We start from the raw sequence: 23,918 nt of genomic DNA, 5'->3' as shown, positions 1-23,918 counted from the left end.
AGCGGCTGATTTAAAATGTACACATGAACTTACGTGAGGATTGATAGGAATCATGAGTATATTAAAAGCGGAAAATCTGTATAAAACATACGGAGATAAAACATTATTTGACCATATCTCCTTTCATATTGAAGAGAATGAGAGAATCGGATTGATCGGACCGAACGGAACAGGAAAATCAACGCTGCTGAAAGTGATCGCCAGCTTGGAATCTACCGAAGAGGGAGACATCACGAAATCCGGCAGCGTGCACGTCGAATTTCTTCATCAAGATCCGGAGCTGCCTGCGGGACAAACTGTGCTGGAGCATATCTATTCCGGTGAATCGGCTGTGATGAAAACCTTGCGTGAATATGAAAAAGCGCTGTATGAACTGGGCAAAGATCCGGAAAATGAACAGCGCCAGAAGCACCTGCTGGCGGCGCAGGCAAAAATGGACGCGAACAACGCGTGGGATGCGAACACCCTGGCGAAAACCGTATTGTCTAAGCTGGGCGTCAACGACGTAACAAAGCCGGTCAACGAGCTTTCAGGCGGTCAGAAAAAACGGGTGGCCATTGCCAAAAACTTAATTCAGCCCGCTGATCTGCTCATTTTAGACGAGCCGACGAACCATTTGGATAATGAAACGATTGAGTGGCTTGAAGGATATTTAAGTCAATATCCCGGCTCTGTCATGCTGGTGACGCACGACAGGTATTTCTTAAATCGTGTCACGAACCGCATTTATGAGCTCGAACGAGGCAGCCTCTACACGTACAAAGGCAACTATGAAGTGTTTTTAGAAAAACGCGCGGAACGGGAAGCGCAGGCTGAGCAAAAGGAAACGAAGCGCCAAAACCTGCTGCGCCGCGAACTGGCTTGGCTGAGACGGGGAGCGAAAGCCCGTTCCACAAAACAAAAGGCAAGAATTGACCGAGTGGAGGCGCTTAAGGAGCAGAAAGGCACTCAGTCATCGGGCTCACTCGACTTTGCGATTGGCTCCCATCGTCTTGGCAAACAGGTCATTGAAGCGGAGAACGTGATGATCGCTTATGACGGCCGCAAGCTTGTCGATCGCTTTCATGAACTGGTCATACCGGGTGAACGGATTGGGATTATCGGGCCGAACGGCATCGGAAAAACAACGCTGTTAAACACCCTTGCCGGCCGGCATACTCCTGACAGCGGCCATATTACGATCGGACAGACGGTCAGAATCGGCTACTATACGCAGGATCATAGTGAAATGAAAGGCGAGATAAAGGTCATTGAATATATAAAAGCAACGGCGGAAGTCGTCAAAACAGCGGAAGGTGATATCATTACAGCTGAACAAATGCTCGAGCGTTTCCTCTTTCCGCGTTCGATGCAGCAGACGTATATCCGCAAGCTGTCCGGCGGAGAAAAACGCCGTTTATACTTGCTTCAGGTTCTCATGCAGGAGCCGAATGTCCTGTTTCTCGATGAGCCGACGAACGATTTGGATACTGAAACATTAAGCGTTCTGGAGGATTATATTGACCAGTTCCCCGGTGTCGTCATCACTGTATCCCATGATCGCTACTTCCTTGACCGTGTCGTCGATCGTTTGATTGTGTTTGAAGGAAATGGCGTCATTTCCCGCTTCCAAGGCTCCTACAGCGATTATATGGAGGAGTCAAAAACGAAAAAAACAGCTGAAAAACCGGCTGCTGAAGTAAAACCTGCTGAAGCCGAGCCGAAGAAAAAACGAAAAAAGCTTTCTTACAAAGATCAGCTTGAATGGGATGGCATCGAAGATAAAATTGCCCAGCTAGAAGAAAAGCATGAGCAGCTCGAAGCTGACATCGCCGCAGCAGGCAGCGATTTTGGAAAAATCCAAGAGCTGATGGCCGAGCAGGCAAAAACAGCGGAAGAGCTTGAGGCTGCCATGGACCGGTGGACAGAATTGTCCCTCATGATAGAAGAGCTGGATAGCTGAAAAAAAGTGCGGCCCGCAGGTGCCGCGCTTTTTTCACATAATGTACAAAAACGAACCGGCCAGCTTATGATAGGATGGAATTGTGTGTCAGCGGCACACGGAAAACCAACGGAGATGATGAAGTATGACATGGACGATCGTGATGTTAATCCTCATGAGTCTTGTAAAAATCGTATTAACCTGTCTTCCAACAGGCGTCATGGAATGGCTGCTCAGCAAATTCGCGGTGCACGCCAAGCTGAGTGACGAAAATGCCGTTCTCTCTCTAGATGGAAAATGTCTCGAGGGCGAAGAGAAACAGAAAGTGATTGCGCAATTCAACGAAGCTGTCTTTCTGGAGAAATATTATATTTACCCAGGTGACGAAGAGCGTTATTTATATCCGGAAAACGGCGGCACGCCGCTGGTGATAGATACGAAAAAAGGCAAAAAAGATGTGAAACTGTTTGTATACAGCTATGACGACCATATCGACGTCATCAAACAATACAAGAAGAAAGTCATTGCGTATCAATTGCTTTCTGAAAGCCTTCAAAAGCAGTCTCTGTCAGTGACAGGAAGTTTAGCTTAAATAGGAAGGTGAAAAACGAGTGCTTTGTGCCACTCGTTTTTTTATTGTATTTCAAAACTTTACGTTTACGTTAAGGTTCAAAAGGTGTATAATGGTAACAGAAACGGCGAAGGGGGATTTACCTTGGAATGGATGAAGATTGATCAAGTAGCCAAAAGAAGCGGGCTGACTAAGCGTACCATCCGATTTTATGAAGAAATCGGCTTGATTCCCGCGCCGAAACGGACAGACGGCGGCGTAAGGCTATATTCAGAGGATGATATGGAGGAGCTTGAAAAAGTCATCAGCACAAAAGAGGTGCTCGGGTTTTCCCTTCAGGAGCTTCAGCATTTCATGGAAACCAGCCGCCAGTTAGAGTTAAACAAAGAGGGGTATTTGTTGTCACTGGATCCTAAGGAACGGAAAGAAAAACTGGAGGAAATTCAGGAAAGCCTGAATCACCAGCTGGATTTGATTGATGAGAAAATCCGTACATTCCAAAGCTTTAAAGAACGCCTGCAAGGCATGAAAAATAAAGCGGAACGTGCCATTCAATCAATCGAATAAAAAATTTTCCAAACGCTATTTTGTAGCGTTTCTTTTAATGGAATAAAAATGGAGGTCAAGTCAAATGGATAAGACAACACAAGTGAATCAGAAGCCGGGCTTGCTCAGTCAGCCGAAAGCGGTATGGGCTGTCGCGTTTGCCTGTGTGATTTCCTTTATGGGAATCGGGCTGGTCGATCCAATTCTTCCGGCAATTGCCGCACAATTACATGCTTCACCTAGTGAAGTATCACTCTTGTTTACAAGTTATTTGCTTGTCACCGGATTTATGATGTTTTTCTCAGGAGCCATTTCCAGCCGTATCGGCGCGAAATGGACATTAATTCTAGGACTTATTTTTATTATTGTGTTTGCGGGGCTTGGCGGCAGCTCAAGCTCAATTGCCCAGTTAGTCGGCTATCGCGGCGGCTGGGGATTAGGGAATGCTTTGTTTATTTCAACTGCGCTTGCGGTCATCGTCGGCGTGTCAGTCGGGGGCAGCGCCCAAGCGATCATTTTGTATGAGGCGGCGCTCGGTCTCGGGATTTCCGTCGGGCCGCTTGCAGGCGGAGAGCTTGGAAGCATGTCATGGCGCGCGCCGTTTTTCGGTGTATCTATCCTGATGTTTATTGCGTTAATCGCGATTTCTTTCATGCTGCCGAAATTGCCGAAACCGGCGAAACGCGTCGGTGTGTTTGATGCCATGAAGGCGCTCAAATATAAAGGGCTGCTGACAATGGCGGCATCGGCGTTCTTATACAACTTTGGTTTTTTTATTTTGCTTGCTTATTCTCCGTTCGTGCTGGATTTAGATGAACATGGTCTCGGTTATGTCTTCTTCGGCTGGGGCCTTCTGCTGGCGATTACGTCAGTCTTTACGGCGCCGCTCGTGCACAAAGCGCTTGGCACAGTGCGTTCGCTCGTCGTGCTCTTTATCGCCTTTGCGGCCATTCTTATCATCATGGGAATCTGGACAGACCATCAGACATTGATTATTACTTGTATCGTTGTCGCTGGTGCTGTCCTTGGTATGGTCAACACGATTATGACAACAGCTGTGATGGGAGCTGCGCCGGTTGAACGTTCAATCGCGTCTTCAGCCTACAGCTCAGTCCGTTTCATCGGCGGCGCGCTCGCTCCGTGGATTGCGGGAATGCTGTCAGAGCACTTCACAGCAAGCACGCCGTATACGGTAGGCGGGATCGTCGTTTTTGTCGGCATGCTTGTCCTTCTCATGGGACGTAAACATCTTGCCGGAATTAAGGGGGGTCATTAATAACGAAAGACACTGCTCGTGAGGCAGTGTCTTTTTTTAATCGTGGAATCTTCCCATTACAATCGTGTTGTAGTAGTTTCCGTCAGAAAGCAATTTCTCCTTTTTTAAGATTCCTTCTGCTTCAAATCCGTATGTCTTATAGAGTGAAATGGCTCTTTCATTTATTTCCAGGACATTCAGTGAGATTTTTTTCATTCCGTTTGTATCCGCCCAAGAGAGAGATTGCTGTAAAAGATGCTTCCCAATGCCATAACCCCAAAATTCTTTTAACACGCATACACCGAACTCCGCTTTATGAGAGGATCGTTTTAAATCAGTTCCCTCACATCTGGAAAACCCCGCGAGCCTTTCCTGCACTTCAGCCACTAAAAATAAGTTTCTCTTTTTCTCAGTATCTTCCTTTATCCGTTGTTCAAAATCCGGTACATCTATAAAATCCTCGCCTTTCTCTCGATCCATGTATTCCGTTTCACCATCAATCTTCAGCCTTAAGGCAGACAGCTTTTGTGCCTCTTCTACACGAGCTGATCGAATAGTATACTGAAGCCCATTTACATTGAATTCTTTTTTTTCGATGATCATGTTATACCCCTTTACTGTCAGTATGTGTTATTCGTTATAATGGCATCATAATCGAAATGGTGCAGGGGAAGGACAGCCTTTATGACAAAATTTTACTATTTAACGGCTAAAACGCCTTTAGAAACCGGTTTTTTCAGGCAGCAAGAACGGCATTCGCGGAAAGGGCATCCGCTTAGGTCAGGCATCGACGCGGCGGGCATTTATCTTGAAGAAACTGAGGATGTATCCGTTCATCTACGATTGCCATATCAGGTGATGGTCCATGCTGTAGAGGGGACGTTTGCCATGGATAAGGCAAAGCCTGACGAATATGATCAGAAGTGTTTACAGGCATTGTATCAATACATACACAGCGTCATGAAAAACAGCTTTTCTGTCGAGTGGTTCACCGCATGGGCTGATGAGGAGGACTTTGAGCTATCGGCCAAAAGAGAGCTGACACTTGATGAATTCACATCGCCATTGCAGCTCATTTTAAAAGACAGAGAGCTTCTGAGAATCGTTCAGAAAAAATGGCACTAAAAAACCCGCCCTTCAGTAGGCGGGTTTTCTTCGATTTAAAGCACTTTCGTCGTCCAAGACTCGCAGTTCCACGTTTCTGTCGCGATATCCATATAAAACTCTGGCTCGTGGGAAATGAGCAGAATCGAGCCTTTGTATTCTTTGAGCGCGCGCTTGAGCTCTTCCTTCGCGTCGACATCCAAGTGGTTTGTCGGCTCATCGAGCACCAGCAGGTTTGTTTCTGAATTGATCAGCTTGCACAATCTGACTTTCGCTTTTTCGCCCCCGCTTAATACGGAGACGCGGCTTTCGATATGTTTTGTTGTCAGCCCGCATTTGGCCAGAGCGGCCCGGATTTCGTACTGCGTGTAAGAAGGGAATTCGCTCCATACCTCTTCAATGCACGTATTGTTGTTTGATTCCTTGACCTCTTGCTCGAAATAGCCGGTAAAAAGGTGTTCGCCGCGTTCAACCGAGCCTTCAAGCGGCTGGATTTCGCCAAGCAGGCTTTTCAGCAAGGTCGTTTTTCCGATCCCGTTCGCGCCGTAAAGGGCGATTTTTTGGCCGCGCTCCATGCGGAGATTGAGCGGACGTGACAGCGGGGAATCGTAACCAATGACTAAATCCTTCGTTTCAAATATCAGCTTGCCTGACGTTCTTGCCGGCTTGAAGTGGAATTCCGGCTTTGGCTTTTCTGCCGCAAGCTCGATCATATCCATCTTATCGAGTTTCTTTTGGCGGGACATCGCCATGTTTCTTGTGCTGACACGGGCTTTGTTGCGGGCAACGAAATCCTTCAGCTCCGCGACTTCTTGCTGCTGCTTTTTGTAGGCTGCTTCAAGCTGCTGTTTCTTCACCTCGTAGACTTCCATAAACTGATGGTAGTCGCCGACATAGCGTGTGAGCTCTTGATTTTCAACATGATAAATCAGGTTGATGACGCTGTTTAAGAACGGAATGTCATGGGAAATCAGGATAAACGCGTTCTCGTATTCCTGCAGGTAGCGTTTCAGCCACTCAATATGCTGCTCATCAAGATAGTTGGTCGGCTCATCGAGAAGCAGAATTTCCGGTTTTTCAAGGAGAAGCTTGGCGAGAAGAACCTTGGTGCGCTGTCCGCCGCTCAAATCGGTGACATCACGCTCCAATCCGATATCGCTCAAACCGAGTCCCCGGGCGATTTCTTCCACCTTAGAATCAATGACATAAAAATCATTATTCGTCAGCGCGTCTTGAATCACGCCGACTTCTTCAAGCAGCTTTTCGAGTTCATCGGGATCAGCTTCGCCCATTTTGTTGTAAATCTCGTTCATTTCCTCTTCCATCGCAAATAAATAATGGAACGCGTCTTTTAGGACATCACGAATGGATTTTCCTTTTTCCAGCACGGTATGCTGATCCAGATAGCCGACACGGACATTTTTTGACCATTCGACTTTTCCCTCATCAGGTTCAAGCTTTCCGGTAATAATATTCATGAAGGTGGATTTTCCTTCACCGTTTGCGCCGATCAGCCCGACGTGCTCGCCTTTTAGCAGGCGGAAGGAGACGTTATTAAAAATGGCCCGGTCACCGAAGCCGTGACTTAAATCCTTTACAGATAAAATACTCATATTTACACCTCTATCGTTTATCAAACACGCACAATCGGCGTGTATTATTCACCCTTATGATTATAAAGGAGGAATCGAAATGTTGAAAGGTATAGGAAAGAAAAAGAAAAATTGCGTTCTGGGCGAGCTTTTGAGATACTATGGAATAGATTTCACGAATTGAGGAGAACAAAAATGACGCAAACTTGGCCATTTTTACATAATGCACAATCATTTATACAAGAGAATTGGAATGCTTCCGGCTTTCAAAAGCCGACGCCTGTTCAGGAACAGGCGGCTCAGCTGATTATGGACGGAAAGGATGTCATCGCGGAATCGCCGACAGGCACAGGCAAGACGCTGGCGTACGCGCTTCCGGTCATGGAGCGGATCAAACCAGATCAGAAGCATCCGCAGACAGTGATCTTAGCGCCTTCGCGTGAGCTGGTGATGCAGATCTTTCAGGTGATTCAGGATTGGAAAGCGGGCTCGGAGCTGCGCGCGGCTTCCTTAATCGGCGGGGCGAACGTGAAGAAGCAGGTCGAAAAGCTGAAGAAACATCCGCATATCATTGTCGGCACGCCAGGCAGGGTGTTTGAACTGATTAAAGCGAAGAAATTAAAGATGCATGAAGTGAAAACGATCGTGCTTGATGAAACGGATCAACTTATCCTGCCGGAGCATCGCGAAACGATCAAGCAAATCATGAAAACGACATTAAGAGACCGCCAGCTTCTGTGCTTCTCTGCCACGCTCAAAAAGGAAACAGAGGACGTGATCCGCGAATTGGCGCATGAGCCTGAGGTGTTGAAGGTGCAGCGAAGCAAGGCGGAAGCTGGGAAAGTGGAACATCAATATCTGATTTGCGACCAGCGGGACAAAGTGAAGCTGCTGCAAAAGCTGTCAAGGCTTCAAGGCATGCAGGCACTCGTGTTTGTGAGAGATATCGGCAACCTGAGTGTGTATGCGGAAAAGCTGGAGTATCACCATGTCGATCTCGGCGTGCTGCACAGTGAAGCGAAAAAAATGGAGCGTGCGAAAATCATTGCCGCATTCGAAGACGGGGAATTCCCGCTCTTATTGGCGACTGACATTGCCGCACGCGGCTTGGACATTGAAAACCTGCCGTACGTGATTCATGCCGATATTCCTGACGAAGATGGCTACGTTCACAGATCAGGCCGAACAGGCCGAGCTGGGAAAGAAGGGAACGTACTGAGCCTCGTCACAAAACTGGAAGAGTCAAAGCTGAAGAAAATGGCGAAGAAGCTTGGTGTGGAGCTGAGTGAAGCTGTGTATGCAGGCGGAAAACTGAAAACGAAATAAAAAGGAGGGCGAAAAGCCCTTCTTTTTTGTTGTAAAATAATAGAAAAGGTTATGCGCGGGGGTGGGGAGATGGCTTCAATAGACAGATTTCAAATAGTGAAGGAGCCTGAGCTGAAAATCATTGAACACTGGTTCCGAAATGAGGATACCAGGCGGAGAATGGATGGGATGTTGCCATTAGATGTGTGGTATGCACGAGTGAATGAAGATGAAAACGATTCTGTCATCATGGCATATGACGGGCAGCTGCCGGCGGGAATGGTCGTTATGGAGTTCGTGGAGGAGCGGGCGTATATTGGATTGATCGTCAATCCTTTGTACCGGCTTCAAGGGTATGGAAAACAGATATTGCAAAACCTGCGTAATCATCCTGATTTGACGAGAGTGCGGGAATGGGCCGCGTGCATTGAAGAAGACAATCAAATTAGTGTGGCTTGCTTTCAAGCAGCGGGATTTACGTTGGAAGACACTGAACCTGATGAAGATGGCTTTCTCACTTTGATTCTTCGTATCTGACCTCATACAAAAACAAAAGGAGGGCGAAAAGCCCTCCTTGTTTTCATTATCATATCAGCTCGGATCACTGACTTTGATCAGCTGTTTTCCTTTATTTTCGCCTTTAAACAAGCCGAGAAACGCGTCAGGAATGTTTTCGAAGCCTTCTGTGATGGTTTCCTCGTAATGAAGCTTTCCATCCTTCAGCCATTCGGCCAGCTGTTTTGCTCCTTCAGGAAAACGGTCGGAGTAGTCGCCTACGATAAACCCTTGCATCAGCGACTTCGTTTTGATCAGCTTCGATTGGACGCGGGGGCCCATGTCATCCGCATCGCTTTCCGCATTATAGGAAGAAATGGCACCGCACACCGGAATGCGGGCAAATTCATTGAGCAGGTTCATGACCGCATCTGAAATCGGCCCGCCGACATTGTCAAAGTATACGTCGACACCGTCAGGACAAGCGTTTTCAAGTGCTTTTTGAATATCATCAGCTGTTTTGTAATTGATGGCTTCGTCAAACTGCAGCTCCTGTTTTAAATAGGCGATTTTTTCATCAGAGCCCGCGATGCCGACAACTCGCGCGCCTTTGATTTTGGCAATTTGTCCAACCGTTGAACCGACGGCTCCCGCAGCTCCGGAGACAACTACGGTTTCGCCTTCTTTCGGGCGCCCGATGTCCAGCAGCCCAAAATATGCCGTCAAGCCGGTCATTCCTAAAATGCCGAGATAGGCCGAAGCGGGAGCGAGGCTTGTATCAATTTTTCGCAAGGCAGACTCGCTCACAGCGGAAAATTCCTGCCAGCTGAGGTTTCCGATGACGATATCGCCTTTTTTCAGATGCTCGCCGTCTGACACGACTTCAGCGATCACCCCGCCAGAGAGCGGTTCATCCAAGGCGAAGGGCTCAACATATGACTTCGTATCCTGCATACGGCCGCGCATATAAGGGTCAACGGATACATAAAGCGTTTTGACAAGCACTTCCCCTTGTTTCGGCTCGGGGACCGGAATGGTTTCAAAGCGAAAGTCTTCATGAACGGGAACACCTTGCGGACGTTTTGCTAATTGAATTTGCTGCTGAGATGCTGTCATTTTCATCCTCCTATCACTTCATTGACACCACTGTAACATGGAGAGGAGGAGAAATACAAAAGGTAAGCTGGCATACAAAAAAGGAGAGGGGTTTCCTCTCCTTTTTATGTCGCCCGTAATTTCGGGCACAGCCCCGTCGGCAGGCACATGGGCTTCTGGTCGATCGGGCTTCTCATGATGCAGCATTCCAAGCCGAAGACTTCACGGAAAAACGGCTGGGTAAACACATCTTCCGGTGTACCGGCATTGTATATTTTTCCGTCCAGCACACTGATCAGATAGTCGGCATATTGAGCGGCCTGGTTTAAATCATGGAGCACCATCACAACGGTGCGGCCGTGATCGCGGTTCAGCTTTTTCAGCAGTTCAAGCACTTCAATCTGGTGTGAAATGTCTAAATACGTGGTCGGTTCATCAAGCAAAAGTAAATCAGTGCCTTGAGCAAGCGCCATGGAAATCCATGCTCTTTGTCTTTGGCCGCCTGAGAGGGCATCCAGTGTCCGTTCTTTCAGCTCAATCATTCCCGTTGCTTCTAGCGCCCACTCTACCATATCGTGATCCTCTTGGGTATGCTTGGATAATAGCTTTTTATGAGGATGTCTGCCAAAATAGCATAATTCCTCCACTGTCAATCCTTCAGGCGCCTGAGGCGATTGAGGAAGAATGGCCAGCTTTTTGGCGACTTCTTTTGACGGCTGGCGGTGTATATCTTTTCCTTCCAATAGGACCGTACCGCTTTTTGGAGCCATCAGCCTGGCGAGCGATTTGAGGATTGTTGATTTCCCGCAGCCATTGGCACCGATAAGCGCAGTGATTTTTCCTTCTTCTATCTTTAAGTCGACTCCGTCAATAATCACCGTGCTGTCATATGAAAGAGTGAGCTGGTCTGCAGCCAGTTTTCCCATGGTATCCTCTCCCTACTGTTTCCTCGCTTCGAATTTCAATAAATATAAGAAATAAGGCGCGCCGATCACGGCTGTTAATATTCCGGCAGGTATTTCAACCGGAGGCATGATGCTGCGCCCTAACGTATCTGCAATTAATAAGATAATAGCACCAATCAATGCCGATGCAGGCAGTAAATATTTAGCTTTTTCTCCGGTAAGCCGTCTGGCGATATGCGGGGCAAGCAAGCCGATAAAACCGATTGAGCCGACGACGGCTACACAGCTTCCCGCCAGTGCAACCGCGGTGAAAATCAGAATGAACCGCAGCCGGTTTGCGTTTTCGCCGAGACCCTGCGCAAGCTCATCACCGAGTGACATAAGATCCAGTTTCGGTATGAGAATGCAGATGATCGGCAAAAGAATCAATAGCCATGGCGCAAGCAACTTGACTTCTTCCCAATTTCTTCCCCAGAGGCTGCCTGTCAGCCAAATGAGTGCAGCATTCACGTCGCCCGGAAACTTGACCATCATATATTGCATCCCGGCATGGCAGACCGCGCCTAATGCGATGCCTGATAAAGCCAATGAAGAGGGCTGAATGCCTTTTTTTCGGGCGATCATTAACAATAGTACAGCAATAATGGCTGCTCCGGCAAATGCGGAGAACGGAAGCACGTACACCGGCGATTCAGGAAACATTAGAATCACTGCCATCGCCGCGAGTCCGGACCCCTTTGAAATGCCGACAACGTCAGGGGAAGCGAGCGGATTGCGGATGACGCCCTGCAAAATCGCTCCGGCCGCGGCCAGTCCGGCACCGGCCAAAATCGCTAATAGTATCCGTGGAAGGCGGTATTGCTGGATGATGAATTCAAAAGATTGATCCAGGCCCAGCAAATTCGTCACCACCGCATCCGGGGAAATGTATAATGCACCGAAGCCGATGCTGATGATAGACAGAACGATCAGAAGCACGGCCAATATGAGTATCGCCAGCAAGGGGCGTTTTTGCTTTCTGGTTGTTTTCTTCATTTCAGATTTCGCCCTTTCCTTGCCAAATATAAGAAGAATGGTGTTCCGATAATCGCGGTGACAATGCCGACCGGTGATTCATAAGGAAAGGCGATCCATCTGGCCAGAACATCTGCGTACACCAGCAAAATAGCACCGAACAGCGCTGAAAACGGAAGCACATATTGATAATGTTCTCCGATCAGCTTGCGGACAATATGCGGAACGAGCAGTCCGACAAAGCCGATCGGCCCGGCGACGGCTACGGAAGCGCCGGAAAGAATTAAAATGACAAAACTAATCAGAATCCGGATGCCGTTCATATTTTGCCCAAGCCCTTTTGCCGTTTCGTCACCGAGACCGAGAACAGAAATAGAACCGGAAAACATGAGGGCCAGCCCGATGCCGATGACAGAAAACGGAGCGATGGTCATGACGTCCTGCCAATTGCTGCCGTCTATCGCGCCTGTCATCCAGTACAGAACATCCTCTCCCGACTCATTTAATATAATGATGGCCTGTGTCATGGAGGAGAGGAACAAATGCACCGCCATTCCTGACAGCGCCAGCTTGACAGGTGTCATTCCGCCGGATGAGGCAATCGTATACACAATCGCGCCTCCTGCGGCCGCACCCGCAAAAGCGAATACAACGGAGGAATAGGGCGATGCCGGCAGAATGACGAGAGCGGCAACAACAAAAAGAGACGCACCCGCATTTACACCGAAAATTTGAGGCGAAGCCAAAGGGTTTCTGGTCATGGCCTGCATCAGCGCCCCTGCTACGGCCAGGCTGGCGCCGACGAAAACGCCGATTAATGTGCGGGGAAGGCGAAGAGTAGAGATGATGAGCTGTTCCTTTGAACCGTCCCATACAAAAAGGTATTTCAATGAATCTATGATGCTGATATCTGAGGCTCCTACTGAAAGATTCAGCCCAAGCCCGAATATCAAAATGATTAGTGCGATGAGGAACATCATCAGTCTTGATGATGAACGCCGTTTGGCTGAATGATACAACAGTCTCACTTCCTTACTGCGTCTGGTTGCAAAAACGAAGAAGCAAGGATATCCCCTCGCTTCTCATTGTCCTACTTATTATACACTTTTTTAAGCACGTCTTTGGCGCTTGTTTCACTAGACTTGATGCCTCTGAATCTTGTCCAAGTGTCACGGTCCGCATCATAGACTTGTCCGTTTTTCACCGCTTTGAGATTTTTCCAGAGCGGATTCGTTTTCCATTCATCTACAATGGTCTTGCCTTCATTGGCTGAAATGAACAAAATATCCGGGTCGATTTTGCTTAGTTGCTCGAGGCTGACCTCTTGATAGGCGTTATCCGATTTGACAGCGTGTGTAAAACCGAGCATTTTAAAGATTTCTCCGTCATAAGATGATGACGTATGAAGCTGGAATGAATCTGCTCTTGCAACCCCGAGGACGATGCTGCGGTCTTCATCTTTCGGAAGTTCCGCTTTTAGATTGTTGATGACTTTGTTGTGCTCGGCAAGCTTTTCTTTTCCTTCATCTTCTTTATTTAAGGCTTTAGCAATGGTTGTAAAGCTGTCGATCGTCTCGTCATATGTCGCTTCCCGGCTTTTTAATTCAATCGTCGGGGCGATTTGTTTCAGCTGTTTATAAATGTTTTTATGGCGCTCAGCGTCAGCGATGATTAAATCAGGATCCAAGGAACTGATGACCTCCAGATTCGGTTCGCTGCGTGTGCCTACAGATGTATAATCAATTGAGCTGCCGACAAGCTTTTTAATCATATCTTTTTTGTTGTCATCGGCGATGCCCGCCGGCGTAATGCCGAGATTGTATACAGCATCCAAGAATGAAAGCTCAAGGACAACCACTCGTTTAGGTGTGCCGCTTACTGTTGTTTTTTCTTCTTCGTGCTGGATCACTCTGGAATCCTTAGACTTGCTTTCGCTGCTTCCGCTGTTATTCTGGCTGGATGAACAGCCCGATACAATGAAGCAGGCGATTAATAAAACACTCATGATGGCAATCAACTTGTTAGAATAGGTGCGCATGTCATTCTTCCTTTTTTTAGATTTAGTAATGAGAATCATTATCACATGTAAACACTATAATAACATGGCTCATCATGTCAATATTTTTTAAATAAAGAAAGATGCGGGCTTACTGCTTTTTCATGAAAGCATCATCAGACACAAATAAATGGTATACAGCATTGCCGTGTCTGCGGGATAAAAACGCATTGGCATTGGCTTTAGAGGTTTCAAGCATGTCAGCGTTGACATATGGAAGGAGAGCGCCGAGATAGCCGGTCAATTTCTTTTCTATTTCTTCTGAGAGTGCGAATTCAATGTCGCCAATATTCATGATAATCGAGAAAACAAAGTCGATATCGATTTGAAATTTTTCCTCAGCAAAGACCGCCAGCTCGTGAATTCCGGGTGAACAGCCGGTCCGCTGATGGAAAATCTGTTTGACTAAATCACTCACAATCCATGCATTGTATTGCTGTTCTGGTGAAAAGTATTGCATTAGACATACCTCCTGCTTGTACGGATAAAGACAGCCATTCATGATCGTTTGCTCCGTGCAGCGGTTTCTCTTTGATTTTGACTTTTCTGAAAATATACGTCGTTCCTATCACTTTACCATGGGCGCAAAATAAATGGCTACTACCATTCTTCCTGTTTTTCTCCTCAATGTTCTGGAATCTGTTTTATCAATATGCGAACGGGTATAAAAGAAACATAGAAAACATGAAGGAGGAATGTTGAAATGAAACCAGTTGTAAAAGAGTATACAAACGACGAACAGCTTATGAAGGATGTGGAAGAATTACAGCAAATGGGTGTCGCGAAAGAGGATGTATATGTCTTAGCTCACGACGATGACAGAACGGAACGGCTGGCAGACAACACGAATGCCAACACGATCGGAGCCAAAGAAACGGGTCTCAAGCACGCGGTAGGAAACATGTTTAATAAAAAGGGAGACGAGCTACGCAATCAAATTCATGAAATCGGCTTTTCTGAAGATGAGGCCGCTCAATTCGAAAAACGTTTAGATGAAGGGAAAGTGCTTCTTTTTGTGACAGATAATGAAAAAGTGAAATCCTGGGCTTAAAGCAGGGATATAACCCAAAAGGCAAACTTTGGCCTTTTGGGTTTTTTGCGGTCTTTGCGGTGTATGGTTTGCAGAATGCCGCAATAAGATAGCGGAACATTTTCGGTTCTGCATGCCCCTCAATTTGCTATTATAATCTTTGTGAGAAATTGGAATATAATCTCACAAAATAGAAATTGGGGGTTCATAGAGAATGAAAAAAGTGATGTTAGCTACGGCTCTATTGTTAGGGTTGACTCCAGCTGGCGCGAATGCGGCGGATTTAGGCCATCAGACGTTAGGGTCAAATGATGGCTGGGGCGCGTACTCGACAGGCACGACAGGCGGATCAAAAGCATCGTCGTCGAACGTGTATACCGTCAGCAACAGAAACCAACTTGTCTCTGCGTTAGGCAAGAAAACGGATACGACGCCTAAAATCATTTACATCAAGGGTACGATTGACATGAATGTCGATGACAACCTGAAGCCGCTTGGCGCAGATGATTATGCTGACCCAGAGTACGATTTGAACAAATATTTAAAAGCTTATGATCCAAGCACATGGGGCAAAAAAGAGCCTTCCGGCACACAGGAAGAAGCCAGAGAACGTTCTCAAAAAAACCAAAAAGCAAGAGTGATGGTTGACATTCCTGCGAATACAACGATTGTCGGTTCAGGGACAAATGCCAAAATCGTGGGCGGAAACTTCCAAATCAAGAGTGATAATGTCATCATCCGCAACATCGAATTCCAGGATGCTTATGACTATTTTCCGCAATGGGACCCGACTGACGGTAGCTCAGGAAACTGGAACTCACAATATGACAACATCACAATAAACGGCGGCACGCATATATGGATTGACCATTGCACATTTAATGACGGATCCCGTCCTGACAGTACATCACCAAAGTATTACGGAAGAGAATATCAGCATCATGACGGCCAAACAGATGCTTCTAACGGCGCCAACTATATCACGATGTCTTACAACTATTATCACGATCATGATAAAAGCTCCATTTTCGGATCAAGCGACAGCAAAACCTCCGATGATGGCAAATTAAAAATTACGCTTCACCATAACCGCTACAAAAATATTGTTCAGCGCGCACCGAGAGTCCGCTTCGGGCAAGTGCACGTATACAACAACTATTATGAAGGCAGCAAAAGCTCATCCGGATATGCTTTCAGTTATGCATGGGGAATCGGCAAGTCATCTAAAATCTATGCTCAAAACAATGTCATTGACGTACCGGGACTGTCAGCTGAGAAAACAATCAGCGTGTTTAAGGGTGGAACGGCTTTATATGACTCAGGCACATTGCTGAATGGCACGCGGATCAGCGCATCAGCTGCAAACGGGCTGAGCTCTTCTGTCGGCTGGACACCATCTCTCCACGGCACAATCGATGATTCCGCGAATGTGAAATCGAATGTTATATCTCAAGCGGGTGCGGGTAAAGTAAATTAAGAAATGAAAAACACAAAGGGCAGCTCACCTTTGTGTTTTTTTAATTAATTAAATTATTTATTAATTTAGTTAAGGAGTAGAATGGGAAAGGGGATTAGAAAACAAGTATATAGGAGGAGACCTATTTATGGCTTCAGAAAAAGACGCAGGAAAACAGTCAGCAGTAAAACTTGTACCATTGCTTATTACTGTCGCTGTGGGATTGATCATCTGGTTTATTCCCGCTCCGTCCGGACTTGAACCTAAAGCTTGGCATTTGTTTGCGATCTTTGTCGCTACAATTATCGGCTTTATCTCCAAGCCCTTGCCAATGGGTGCAATCGCCATTTTTGCATTGGCGGTTACTGCACTAACTGGAACACTATCAATTGAGGATACATTAAGCGGATTCGGGAATAAGACCATCTGGCTGATCGTCATCGCATTCTTTATTTCCCGGGGATTTATCAAAACCGGACTCGGTGCGAGAATTTCGTATGTATTCGTTCAGAAATTCGGAAAAAAAACCCTTGGGCTTTCTTATTCACTGCTGTTCAGTGATTTAATACTTTCACCTGCTATTCCAAGTAATACGGCGCGTGCAGGAGGCATTATCTTTCCTATTATCAGATCATTATCCGAAACATTCGGATCAAGCCCGGCAAATGGAACAGAGAGAAAAATCGGCGCATTCTTATTAAAAACCGGTTTTCAGGGGAACCTGATCACATCTGCCATGTTCTTAACGGCGATGGCAGCGAACCCGCTGATTGCCAAGCTGGCCCATGATGTCGCAGGGGTGGACTTAACATGGACAAGCTGGGCAATCGCCGCGATTGTGCCGGGGCTTGTAAGCTTAATCATCACACCGCTTGTGATTTATAAGCTGTATCCGCCGGAAATCAAAGAAACACCGGATGCGGCGAAAATCGCCACAGAAAAACTAAAAGAAATGGGACCGTTCAAAAAGTCAGAGCTTTCTATGGTGATCGTGTTTCTTTTGGTGCTTGTGCTGTGGATTTTTGGCGGCAGCTTCAACATCGACGCAACCACCACCGCATTGATCGGTTTGGCTGTTCTCTTATTATCACAGGTTCTGACGTGGGATGATATCAAAAAAGAACAGGGCGCTTGGGATACGCTCACTTGGTTTGCGGCGCTAGTGATGCTGGCCAATTTCCTGAATGAGTTAGGCATGGTGTCTTGGTTCAGTAACGCCATGAAATCCTCCGTATCAGGATTCTCTTGGATTGTGTCCTTCTTAATCTTAATTATTGTGTATTTCTATTCACACTACTTCTTTGCAAGCGCGACAGCCCATATCAGCGCGATGTATTCAGCATTTTTGGCGGTAATCGTGGCAGCGGGCGCACCGCCGCTTTTAGCAGCGCTAAGCCTCGCATTCTTCAGCAACCTTTTCGGGTCAACGACTCACTACGGCGCTGGAGCCGCCCCGGTTTTCTTCGGAGCAGGCTATGTTTCGCAAAGTAAATGGTGGTCCATCGGATTTATTCTTTCGATCGTCCATATTATTGTATGGCTTGTGATCGGCGGATTATGGTGGAAAGTACTGGGGATATGGTAGAAAGAAAAAGGCAGACGCGGTCTGTCTTTTTTATATTCACTCCATTCAACGAATCTACATTCCTCCAATATTTTGCCCTTTTCAAGATAATGGATTTTGAAAAATAAGAAAATTAGCTATGAAAAATGGTATGATCTAGGTAGAAAGGACGGCTGGTGCTGTGGTGAAAAAGCGGTTCCATTTTTCTCTGCAAACAAAAATAATGGGGCTGATTGCGGCTCTGCTGGTTTTTGTCATTGGTGTGCTGACCATTACGTTAGCCGTTCAGCATACACAGGAAGAACGAAGACAGGCTGAGCAGCTTGCGGTTCAGACGGCGAGAACCATTTCCTATATGCCGCCGGCTAAAGAGCTTATTGAGAGAAAAGGCGGACATGCGGCAGAGGCGCAAGAGGTCATTGAACAAATGAAAGAACAGACTGGCGCTTATGCTATTTATATTTTAGATGAAAAAGGAGGCATTCGGAGCGCCTCGGGCAAAAACGGCCAAAAGAAGCTGGAGCGCAGCAGAGAAATTTTGTTTGGCGGCTCACACGTTTCTGAAACAAAAGCGGATGAACGGCGGGTGATCAGAGGGAGCGCCCCGATTATGAAAGAACAGAAGGGATACAGCCAAGTGATCGGCAGCGTATCTGTTGATTTTCTGCAAACGGAGACAGAGCAAAGCATCAAAAAACATTTGAGAAATTTGAGTGTGATCGCTGTGCTTGTGCTGCTGCTTGGATTTGCCGGTGCCGCCGCGCTGGCGAAAAGCATCAGGAAGGATACGCTTGGCCTTGAGCCGCATGAGATCGCGTCTCTTTATCGGGAGAGGAATGCAATGCTTTTCGCGATTCGAGAAGGGGTTATTGCTACCAATCGGGAAGGCGTCGTCACGATGATGAACGTGTCGGCTGCTGAGATGCTGAAGCTTCCCGAGCCTGTGATCCATCTTCCTATTGATGATGTCATGCCGGGCGCCGGGCTGAAGAATGTGCTTGAGCAAGGAGAGATGCTGCCGAACCAGGAGGTAAGTGTCAACGATCAAGTCTTTATTATCAATACGAAAGTGATGACTCAAGGCGGGCAGGCGTATGGGATTGTCGTCAGTTTCCGGGAGAAAACAGAGCTGAAAAAACTGATCGACAAACTGACAGAGGTCCGCAAATATTCAGAGGATCTTAGGGCTCAGACCCATGAATTTTCAAATAAGCTTTACGCGATCTTAGGGCTGCTTGAGCTTGGGGAGTATGATGAAGCCGTTGATCTGATTAAAGAAGAATACACGATACAAAATGAACAGCATGATATATTATTCCAGAACATCGATTCACAGCAGGTACAGGCGATTTTGCTGGGGAAAATGGGCAAAGCTTCGGAAAAAAAGGTCAAGCTGGCTATCGATGATAACAGCTCGCTCGCGCCTCTTCCTGCACATATCGGCTTATCCCATCTCATTACGATTATCGGGAACCTAATTGATAACGCTTTCGAAGCTGTAGTCGATCAAAGCGTGAAGGAGGTATTGTTTTTCATCACGGATATAGGGCATGACATTGTCATCGAAGTATCGGACACAGGGCCCGGTGTGCCGCCCGATAAGATGGAAGCTGTGTTTCAAAGAGGCTTTTCTTCAAAGGGGATGAAGAGAGGCTACGGTCTGGCCAATGTCAAAGACTCAGTGCATGAACTGGGCGGCTGGATTGAACTGGCGAATCAAAAAACTGGCGGTGCGGTATTCACTGTATTTATACCGAAGGAGAAACAAAGGGGGAATCCATTTGATTCACATCGCGATTGCGGAGGATGATTTTCGGGTTGCGCAAATCCATGAGAGATTGATTGAACAGCTTGATGGATTCAAGGTTATCGGCAAGGCGGCAAACGCTAAAGAAACAATGGCGCTTTTGGAGAAACAAAGGGCTGATTTGCTTCTGCTGGATATTTATATGCCGGACGAGCTTGGGACCACATTGATACCTGAGATACGAAGGCGTTTTCCCGAAGTGGATATTATGATTATCACAGCGGCAACAGAAACCCGGCATTTACAAGAAGCACTCCGGGCCGGGATAGCCCACTATTTGATCAAACCCGTAACGGCTGACAAGTTCAGACAGGTGCTGCTTCAGTATAAAGAAAAAAGGAAGCTACTTTTGTCTCAGCCGGAGGTCAGCCAATCTTTAATCGATCATATATTCGGGAACGGTGTGAAGACATCTTTGCCGGCAGAGGAGTTGCCGACAGGCATTAATTCGATTACACTGCGAAAAATTAAGGAAGCGCTTCGGAATGCGTCAGCAGGATTGACAGCGGAAGAGCTTGGGGAAAAAATGGGGGCGTCACGAACGACTGCCCGCCGTTATGCAGAGTACCTTGTGTCAAAGGAAGAAGCAAGAGCCGAGCTTGAGTACGGGATTATCGGCAGGCCGGAGAGAAAATATTATTTGGCGGCGGATTAGATATGAAAAAATGTATGATTCTATTGATTGCGCTATTGCTTTTTATGCAGGGTGACATCCGGCAGGCGGCTGCGCCGCGCCTGCCGGACGGGCCGGTTGAAATTGTCGTCCCCGCCGAGCCTTCTGGCGGCTGGGATGTCACAGCGCAGGCGATCCAATCCGTTCTGCGGCAGAAGCAGATCGTAAAGGGTGAAGTTCATATCGTCTATAAACCGGGCGGCGGGGGAGATAAAGGCTGGAAGTATGTCAACAAAAGCAGTAAACAGACCATCAGCATGACGTCCAGTTTAATCCTGAGCAATGATCTTCTCGGGCAGAGCAAATTAAAAACGGGCGATTTTACTCTGCTTGCCATTCTCTCTAAGGAATGGCATACGGTTGCATTGCCAAAAGGATCGGCGATAGCAAACGGCAAGGATTTGCTGAATAAGATTAAGATGAATCCCGGTAAGGTAAAAATCGGCTTTGCGCCGGGGTTTGGAAATGATGATCAGCTTTCGTTCGTCAGAGCGGCAGATATGTACGGCATTGACCCTTTTAATATTCAATTTTTGCAGTATGAAAGCAGTGAACAGCTCATTCAGGCGCTGATCAGACATGAGATAGAAGCGGCTTCAATGACACTTTCTGAAGCGAAACCATATGAGCGGCACGGAGATATCACGTTAGCTGCTGTAACGTCTGATAAAAGACTTTCCGGTTTCCCGGACGTACCGACGTGGAAGGAGCAGGGGATCCCATTTGTGTTTTCTCATTGGAGAGGGATTTTGGGCCCGAAAAACATGTCGGAGGAAGAGATTTCTTACTGGGATCAAGCGCTAAAGAAGGTCACATCTTCGCCCGAGTGGAAGCGGAAAATAAACGAACAGGACTGGGAAAGCTTTTATTTGAACAGCAGGGAAACGAAACGGTTTCTTGAACAGCAATCCGCTTTTTATCAAAGCATTATGACAGGAAATTAAGATCCCGGCATGTCCGGGATTTTTTTCGTGTCGAAAAACCCTCGCATTCATTGTCAAGTCTGCGCGTCGGTGCTCACCAGTTATGAAAGGAACGGCGGCTAATCGCTCGGGCGTCCTGCATAAACGCCACCGTCATCACATCCTGTGAAAGTCTGCTCCAATGCTCGCCTTTCCTAGACTTCAAAGGGTATCAATCACGCTATCTTTTTATGTGCCCAGAAATGATCAAAAAGAACATAACGGTTTTTAAAATTTAAAAATACAAAAAAACCAAATTATTTACTTGTGATTGGTTTTCCCATACGATGGCAAAAAGGCAAGACAAAAAGGGGAGTAAGGGAGAAGAAATGTAAGCGGATTCATTTAAGGGGGAATGGATGTGTTAGCAATCTTAGGCTTTCTCATGATGCTCGTGTTTATGGCATTGATCATGACAAAACGGCTCTCTGTACTGACAGCGTTAGTTTTGACGCCGATTGTGTTTGCGCTCATCGCCGGATTTGGATTTACTGAAGTCGGGGACATGATGATTTCTGGGATTCAGCAGGTAGCGCCGACTGCGGTCATGATAATGTTTGCGATTTTATATTTTGGAATTATGATTGATACAGGACTGTTTGATCCTGTGGTTGGGAAAATCTTAAGCATGGTCAAAGGCGACCCGTTAAAAATTGTTGTCGGGACCGCGGTTCTCACGATGCTCGTCGCCTTGGACGGGGATGGTTCGACCACTTATATGATTACGACAAGCGCGATGCTTCCTCTCTATCTGCTGCTCGGCATCCGGCCGATTATCCTGGCGGGCATCGCGGGTGTCGGCATGGGGATCATGAACACGATTCCGTGGGGAGGCGCGACGCCGCGGGCGGCGAGTGCGCTGGGGGTTGATCCGGCTGAGCTAACAGGGCCGATGATTCCTGTCATCGCAAGCGGGATGCTTTGTATGGTTGCGGTTGCGTATGTGCTTGGAAAAGCAGAACGAAAACGCCTTGGCGTCATTGAACTGAAACAGCCGGCCAATGCCAATGAACCGGCAGCTGCGGTTGAAGATGAGTGGAAGCGGCCGAAGCTATGGTGGTTCAATTTATTGTTAACGCTTTCTTTGATAGGATGTTTAGTATCGGGGAAAGTCAGTTTAACCGTACTGTTTGTCATTGCGTTCTGCATCGCACTGATTGTGAATTATCCAAACCTTGAGCACCAGAGACAGCGCATTTCGGCGCATTCCGCCAACGTGCTTGCGATTGGCTCGATGATTTTTGCTGCGGGGGTTTTTACGGGGATTTTGACAGGCACCAAAATGGTTGATGAAATGGCGATTTCGCTCGTGTCTATGATTCCAGAACAAATGGGCGGGCTGATCCCGGCGATTGTGGCCTTAACAAGCGGCATTTTCACATTCCTGATGCCGAATGACGCGTATTTCTACGGGGTGTTGCCGATTTTATCAGAAACGGCTGTCGCATACGGTGTGGATAAAGTGGAAATTGCCAGAGCTTCTATCATCGGCCAGCCCATTCATATGCTGAGCCCGCTTGTCCCGTCCACTCATTTGCTTGTCGGACTTGTCGGGGTTTCTATTGACGATCATCAAAAATTCGCATTGAAGTGGGCGGTTCTCGCAGTCATCGTCATGACGGCTGTTGCTCTATTGATAGGCACCATCTCTATTTCCGTATGATAATTCAGGCGTAATGACATACACTAACGGCATCAACATACCGGAGGTGTCTTCATGAGTGATCCTTATATGCCGCTGACTTCAGTCAGAAGCGGAACGGGGTTTGAAGCGGCAAAAGGAGTGCACGGCGTAACTGTGCAAATTGCGAATGTTTATTTTATTCAGCTGCCTTCTGAACCTCACTCATTTGTTTTAATTGATGCCGGCATGCCTCAATCAGCCGACATGATAGTCAATGAAGCTAAACAACGATTTGGCGATGATTTTCAGCTCAAGGCGATTATCCTTACACACGGGCACTTTGATCATATCGGGGCAATCGAAGAGCTTCTTGAGCATTGGGATGTTCCTGTTTATGTCCATTCTCGGGAAATGCCTTATGTAACAGGTAAAGAGGATTATCCTCAGGCTCGTCCTGACAGCAAAAGCGGGCTGGTTGCCAAGCTTTCGCCGCTGTTTCCGCGGCACTCTATCGATATTTCGTCACAAGTGCAGGCACTGCCGGAAGACGGCTCTGTACCGTTTCTTGACGAATGGATGTGGATTGCGACTCCCGGACACACCCCCGGCCATATTTCGTTATTTCGCGAGGAGGGGCGTGTGCTTGTGGCAGGCGATGCTGTCATAACAGTGGAACAGGAGAAAATGGCTGACGTCTTGATTCAAAAACAGGAGCTTCATGGGCCGCCGGCTTATTTTACGCCTGATACAGAGACGGCAGCAGAATCCATTCAGAAGCTTGCCGGCCTTGAACCGGAAGCGCTGCTGACCGGGCACGGCATACCGATGACCGGCAAAAACTTTCGCAGCGACTTAACTGAATTGGCAAATCGCCTATCGTCTCTTTGACACCCGCACACGCGGGTGTTTTTATTGTTTTTCCAAGAAGATGCAGGGAAACCAT

22 protein-coding genes and 1 pseudogene are annotated in these 23,918 nt (G+C 47.2%); 15 read left to right on the top strand and 8 right to left on the bottom strand.

Annotated elements, in window-relative coordinates:
• Positions 1-52 precede the first annotated feature (52 nt).
• The 4 genes from V6D44_RS15915 (at position 53) to V6D44_RS15900 (ending at position 4,314) form a co-directional block, all read left to right on the top strand.
• A complete protein-coding gene (locus V6D44_RS15915; protein ID WP_253268930.1) occupies positions 53-1,942 on the top strand; it encodes an ABC-F family ATP-binding cassette domain-containing protein in 1,890 nt (629 codons plus the stop codon).
• A 124-nt stretch (positions 1,943-2,066) separates the two neighbouring features.
• On the top strand, positions 2,067-2,513 hold the full coding sequence (locus V6D44_RS15910) for a YfmQ family protein (protein WP_087992518.1): 447 nt from the start codon (positions 2,067-2,069) through the stop codon (positions 2,511-2,513).
• A gap of 123 nt (positions 2,514-2,636) precedes the next feature.
• Positions 2,637-3,059 carry a MerR family transcriptional regulator gene (locus V6D44_RS15905; protein WP_010330336.1) on the top strand — a complete coding sequence of 141 codons (423 nt, stop codon included), beginning with the start codon at positions 2,637-2,639 and terminating at the stop codon, positions 3,057-3,059.
• Positions 3,060-3,123: 64 nt separating this feature from the next.
• On the top strand, positions 3,124-4,314 hold the full coding sequence (locus V6D44_RS15900; protein ID WP_253268931.1) for an MFS transporter: 1,191 nt from the start codon (positions 3,124-3,126) through the stop codon (positions 4,312-4,314).
• 36 nt (positions 4,315-4,350) lie between these two features.
• Here V6D44_RS15900 and V6D44_RS15895 read toward each other — a convergent pair whose 3' ends face one another.
• Positions 4,351-4,896 carry a GNAT family N-acetyltransferase gene (locus V6D44_RS15895; protein ID WP_333516716.1) on the bottom strand — a complete coding sequence of 182 codons (546 nt, stop codon included), beginning with the start codon at positions 4,894-4,896 and terminating at the stop codon, positions 4,351-4,353.
• Between the two features lie 285 nt (positions 4,897-5,181).
• Here V6D44_RS15895 and V6D44_RS15890 point away from each other — a divergent pair.
• Positions 5,182-5,335 (top strand): annotated as a pseudogene (locus V6D44_RS15890) (hypothetical protein).
• Positions 5,336-5,453: 118 nt separating this feature from the next.
• On the opposite strand, the gene V6D44_RS15885 reads toward V6D44_RS15890, so the two are convergent.
• Positions 5,454-7,010: an ABC-F family ATP-binding cassette domain-containing protein gene (locus V6D44_RS15885; RefSeq protein WP_003223006.1), complete on the bottom strand. Its 1,557-nt coding sequence runs from the start codon at positions 7,008-7,010 to the stop codon at positions 5,454-5,456.
• A gap of 174 nt (positions 7,011-7,184) precedes the next feature.
• Here V6D44_RS15885 and V6D44_RS15880 point away from each other — a divergent pair, with 174 nt between their 5' ends.
• Both V6D44_RS15880 and V6D44_RS15875 read left to right on the top strand, forming a co-directional pair.
• Positions 7,185-8,315: a DEAD/DEAH box helicase gene (locus V6D44_RS15880; protein ID WP_333516715.1), complete on the top strand. Its 1,131-nt coding sequence runs from the start codon at positions 7,185-7,187 to the stop codon at positions 8,313-8,315.
• 69 nt (positions 8,316-8,384) lie between these two features.
• Positions 8,385-8,831, top strand: coding sequence for a GNAT family N-acetyltransferase (locus V6D44_RS15875; protein WP_087992523.1), 447 nt, complete (start codon positions 8,385-8,387; stop codon positions 8,829-8,831).
• 54 nt (positions 8,832-8,885) lie between these two features.
• Here V6D44_RS15875 and V6D44_RS15870 read toward each other — a convergent pair whose 3' ends face one another.
• From V6D44_RS15870 to V6D44_RS15845, 6 genes are all read right to left on the bottom strand, one after another.
• Positions 8,886-9,905: an NADP-dependent oxidoreductase gene (locus tag V6D44_RS15870; RefSeq protein WP_333516714.1), complete on the bottom strand. Its 1,020-nt coding sequence runs from the start codon at positions 9,903-9,905 to the stop codon at positions 8,886-8,888.
• Between the two features lie 104 nt (positions 9,906-10,009).
• A complete protein-coding gene (gene yfmF / locus V6D44_RS15865) occupies positions 10,010-10,810 on the bottom strand; it encodes a Fe(3+)-citrate ABC transporter ATP-binding protein YfmF (protein ID WP_087992525.1) in 801 nt (266 codons plus the stop codon).
• 12 nt (positions 10,811-10,822) lie between these two features.
• Positions 10,823-11,824 (bottom strand): Fe(3+)-citrate ABC transporter permease YfmE, encoded by a 1,002-nt coding sequence (gene yfmE / locus V6D44_RS15860; protein WP_333516713.1) that lies wholly within the window; start codon positions 11,822-11,824, stop codon positions 10,823-10,825.
• On the bottom strand, positions 11,821-12,822 hold the full coding sequence (gene fecD / locus V6D44_RS15855) for a Fe(3+) dicitrate ABC transporter permease FecD (RefSeq protein WP_087992527.1): 1,002 nt from the start codon (positions 12,820-12,822) through the stop codon (positions 11,821-11,823). Before fecD ends, yfmE begins: the two co-directional genes overlap by 4 nt.
• A 71-nt stretch (positions 12,823-12,893) precedes the next feature.
• Positions 12,894-13,841, bottom strand: coding sequence for a Fe(3+)-citrate ABC transporter substrate-binding protein YfmC (gene yfmC, locus V6D44_RS15850; RefSeq protein ID WP_333516712.1), 948 nt, complete (start codon positions 13,839-13,841; stop codon positions 12,894-12,896).
• Positions 13,842-13,950: 109 nt separating this feature from the next.
• Positions 13,951-14,319 carry a DUF3212 family protein gene (locus tag V6D44_RS15845; protein ID WP_333516711.1) on the bottom strand — a complete coding sequence of 123 codons (369 nt, stop codon included), beginning with the start codon at positions 14,317-14,319 and terminating at the stop codon, positions 13,951-13,953.
• A gap of 243 nt (positions 14,320-14,562) precedes the next feature.
• On the opposite strand from V6D44_RS15845, the gene V6D44_RS15840 reads away from it, so the two are divergent.
• From V6D44_RS15840 to V6D44_RS15805, 8 genes are all read left to right on the top strand, one after another.
• On the top strand, positions 14,563-14,910 hold the full coding sequence (locus tag V6D44_RS15840) for a general stress protein (RefSeq protein WP_010330324.1): 348 nt from the start codon (positions 14,563-14,565) through the stop codon (positions 14,908-14,910).
• A 193-nt stretch (positions 14,911-15,103) separates the two neighbouring features.
• A complete protein-coding gene (locus tag V6D44_RS15835) occupies positions 15,104-16,366 on the top strand; it encodes a pectate lyase (protein ID WP_087992530.1) in 1,263 nt (420 codons plus the stop codon).
• A 127-nt stretch (positions 16,367-16,493) separates the two neighbouring features.
• Positions 16,494-17,930 (top strand): anion permease, encoded by a 1,437-nt coding sequence (locus V6D44_RS15830; RefSeq protein WP_087992531.1) that lies wholly within the window; start codon positions 16,494-16,496, stop codon positions 17,928-17,930.
• Positions 17,931-18,090: 160 nt separating this feature from the next.
• On the top strand, positions 18,091-19,719 hold the full coding sequence (locus tag V6D44_RS15825) for a sensor histidine kinase (RefSeq protein ID WP_202328296.1): 1,629 nt from the start codon (positions 18,091-18,093) through the stop codon (positions 19,717-19,719).
• The gene (locus tag V6D44_RS15820; protein WP_333516710.1) at positions 19,691-20,371 is read left to right on the top strand and encodes a response regulator; all 681 of its coding nucleotides are present in this window, start codon (positions 19,691-19,693) and stop codon (positions 20,369-20,371) included. Before V6D44_RS15825 ends, V6D44_RS15820 begins: the two co-directional genes overlap by 29 nt.
• Before the next feature lie 2 nt (positions 20,372-20,373).
• Positions 20,374-21,333 carry a tripartite tricarboxylate transporter substrate binding protein gene (locus V6D44_RS15815; protein WP_087992534.1) on the top strand — a complete coding sequence of 320 codons (960 nt, stop codon included), beginning with the start codon at positions 20,374-20,376 and terminating at the stop codon, positions 21,331-21,333.
• A gap of 379 nt (positions 21,334-21,712) precedes the next feature.
• Positions 21,713-23,014, top strand: coding sequence for a citrate transporter CitM (gene citM, locus V6D44_RS15810; protein ID WP_087992535.1), 1,302 nt, complete (start codon positions 21,713-21,715; stop codon positions 23,012-23,014).
• Between the two features lie 54 nt (positions 23,015-23,068).
• Entirely contained in the window at positions 23,069-23,863 is a 795-nt protein-coding gene (locus V6D44_RS15805) for an MBL fold metallo-hydrolase (RefSeq protein WP_087992536.1), read from the top strand.
• Positions 23,864-23,918 lie beyond the last annotated feature (55 nt).

It is taken from the genome of Bacillus sp. 0209A (assembly GCF_036765095.1).
Taxonomy (GTDB): Bacteria; Bacillota; Bacilli; order Bacillales; family Bacillaceae; genus Bacillus; species Bacillus subtilis_G.
Note: the sequence above shows the minus strand (reverse complement) of the source record. Positions and strands in the feature narration are given on the sequence as shown.

Bases quoted from the DNA above. Each gene is read 5' to 3' on its own strand.
- V6D44_RS15840 (WP_010330324.1), top strand. From the start codon at position 14,563: ATGAAACCAGTTGTAAAAGAGTATACAAACGACGAACAGCTTATGAAG.
- V6D44_RS15870 (WP_333516714.1), bottom strand. From the start codon at position 9,905: ATGACAGCATCTCAGCAGCAAATTCAATTAGCAAAACGTCCGCAAGGT.
- V6D44_RS15815 (WP_087992534.1), top strand. From the start codon at position 20,374: ATGAAAAAATGTATGATTCTATTGATTGCGCTATTGCTTTTTATGCAG.
- V6D44_RS15915 (WP_253268930.1), top strand. From the start codon at position 53: ATGAGTATATTAAAAGCGGAAAATCTGTATAAAACATACGGAGATAAA.
- V6D44_RS15900 (WP_253268931.1), top strand. From the start codon at position 3,124: ATGGATAAGACAACACAAGTGAATCAGAAGCCGGGCTTGCTCAGTCAG.
- V6D44_RS15880 (WP_333516715.1), top strand. From the start codon at position 7,185: ATGACGCAAACTTGGCCATTTTTACATAATGCACAATCATTTATACAA.
- V6D44_RS15895 (WP_333516716.1), bottom strand. From the start codon at position 4,896: ATGATCATCGAAAAAAAAGAATTCAATGTAAATGGGCTTCAGTATACT.
- V6D44_RS15805 (WP_087992536.1), top strand. From the start codon at position 23,069: ATGAGTGATCCTTATATGCCGCTGACTTCAGTCAGAAGCGGAACGGGG.
- V6D44_RS15835 (WP_087992530.1), top strand. From the start codon at position 15,104: ATGAAAAAAGTGATGTTAGCTACGGCTCTATTGTTAGGGTTGACTCCA.
- V6D44_RS15885 (WP_003223006.1), bottom strand. From the start codon at position 7,010: ATGAGTATTTTATCTGTAAAGGATTTAAGTCACGGCTTCGGTGACCGG.
- V6D44_RS15910 (WP_087992518.1), top strand. From the start codon at position 2,067: ATGACATGGACGATCGTGATGTTAATCCTCATGAGTCTTGTAAAAATC.
- yfmF (WP_087992525.1), bottom strand. From the start codon at position 10,810: ATGGGAAAACTGGCTGCAGACCAGCTCACTCTTTCATATGACAGCACG.
- yfmE (WP_333516713.1), bottom strand. From the start codon at position 11,824: ATGAAGAAAACAACCAGAAAGCAAAAACGCCCCTTGCTGGCGATACTC.
- V6D44_RS15830 (WP_087992531.1), top strand. From the start codon at position 16,494: ATGGCTTCAGAAAAAGACGCAGGAAAACAGTCAGCAGTAAAACTTGTA.
- V6D44_RS15845 (WP_333516711.1), bottom strand. From the start codon at position 14,319: ATGCAATACTTTTCACCAGAACAGCAATACAATGCATGGATTGTGAGT.
- V6D44_RS15875 (WP_087992523.1), top strand. From the start codon at position 8,385: ATGGCTTCAATAGACAGATTTCAAATAGTGAAGGAGCCTGAGCTGAAA.
- yfmC (WP_333516712.1), bottom strand. From the start codon at position 13,841: ATGCGCACCTATTCTAACAAGTTGATTGCCATCATGAGTGTTTTATTA.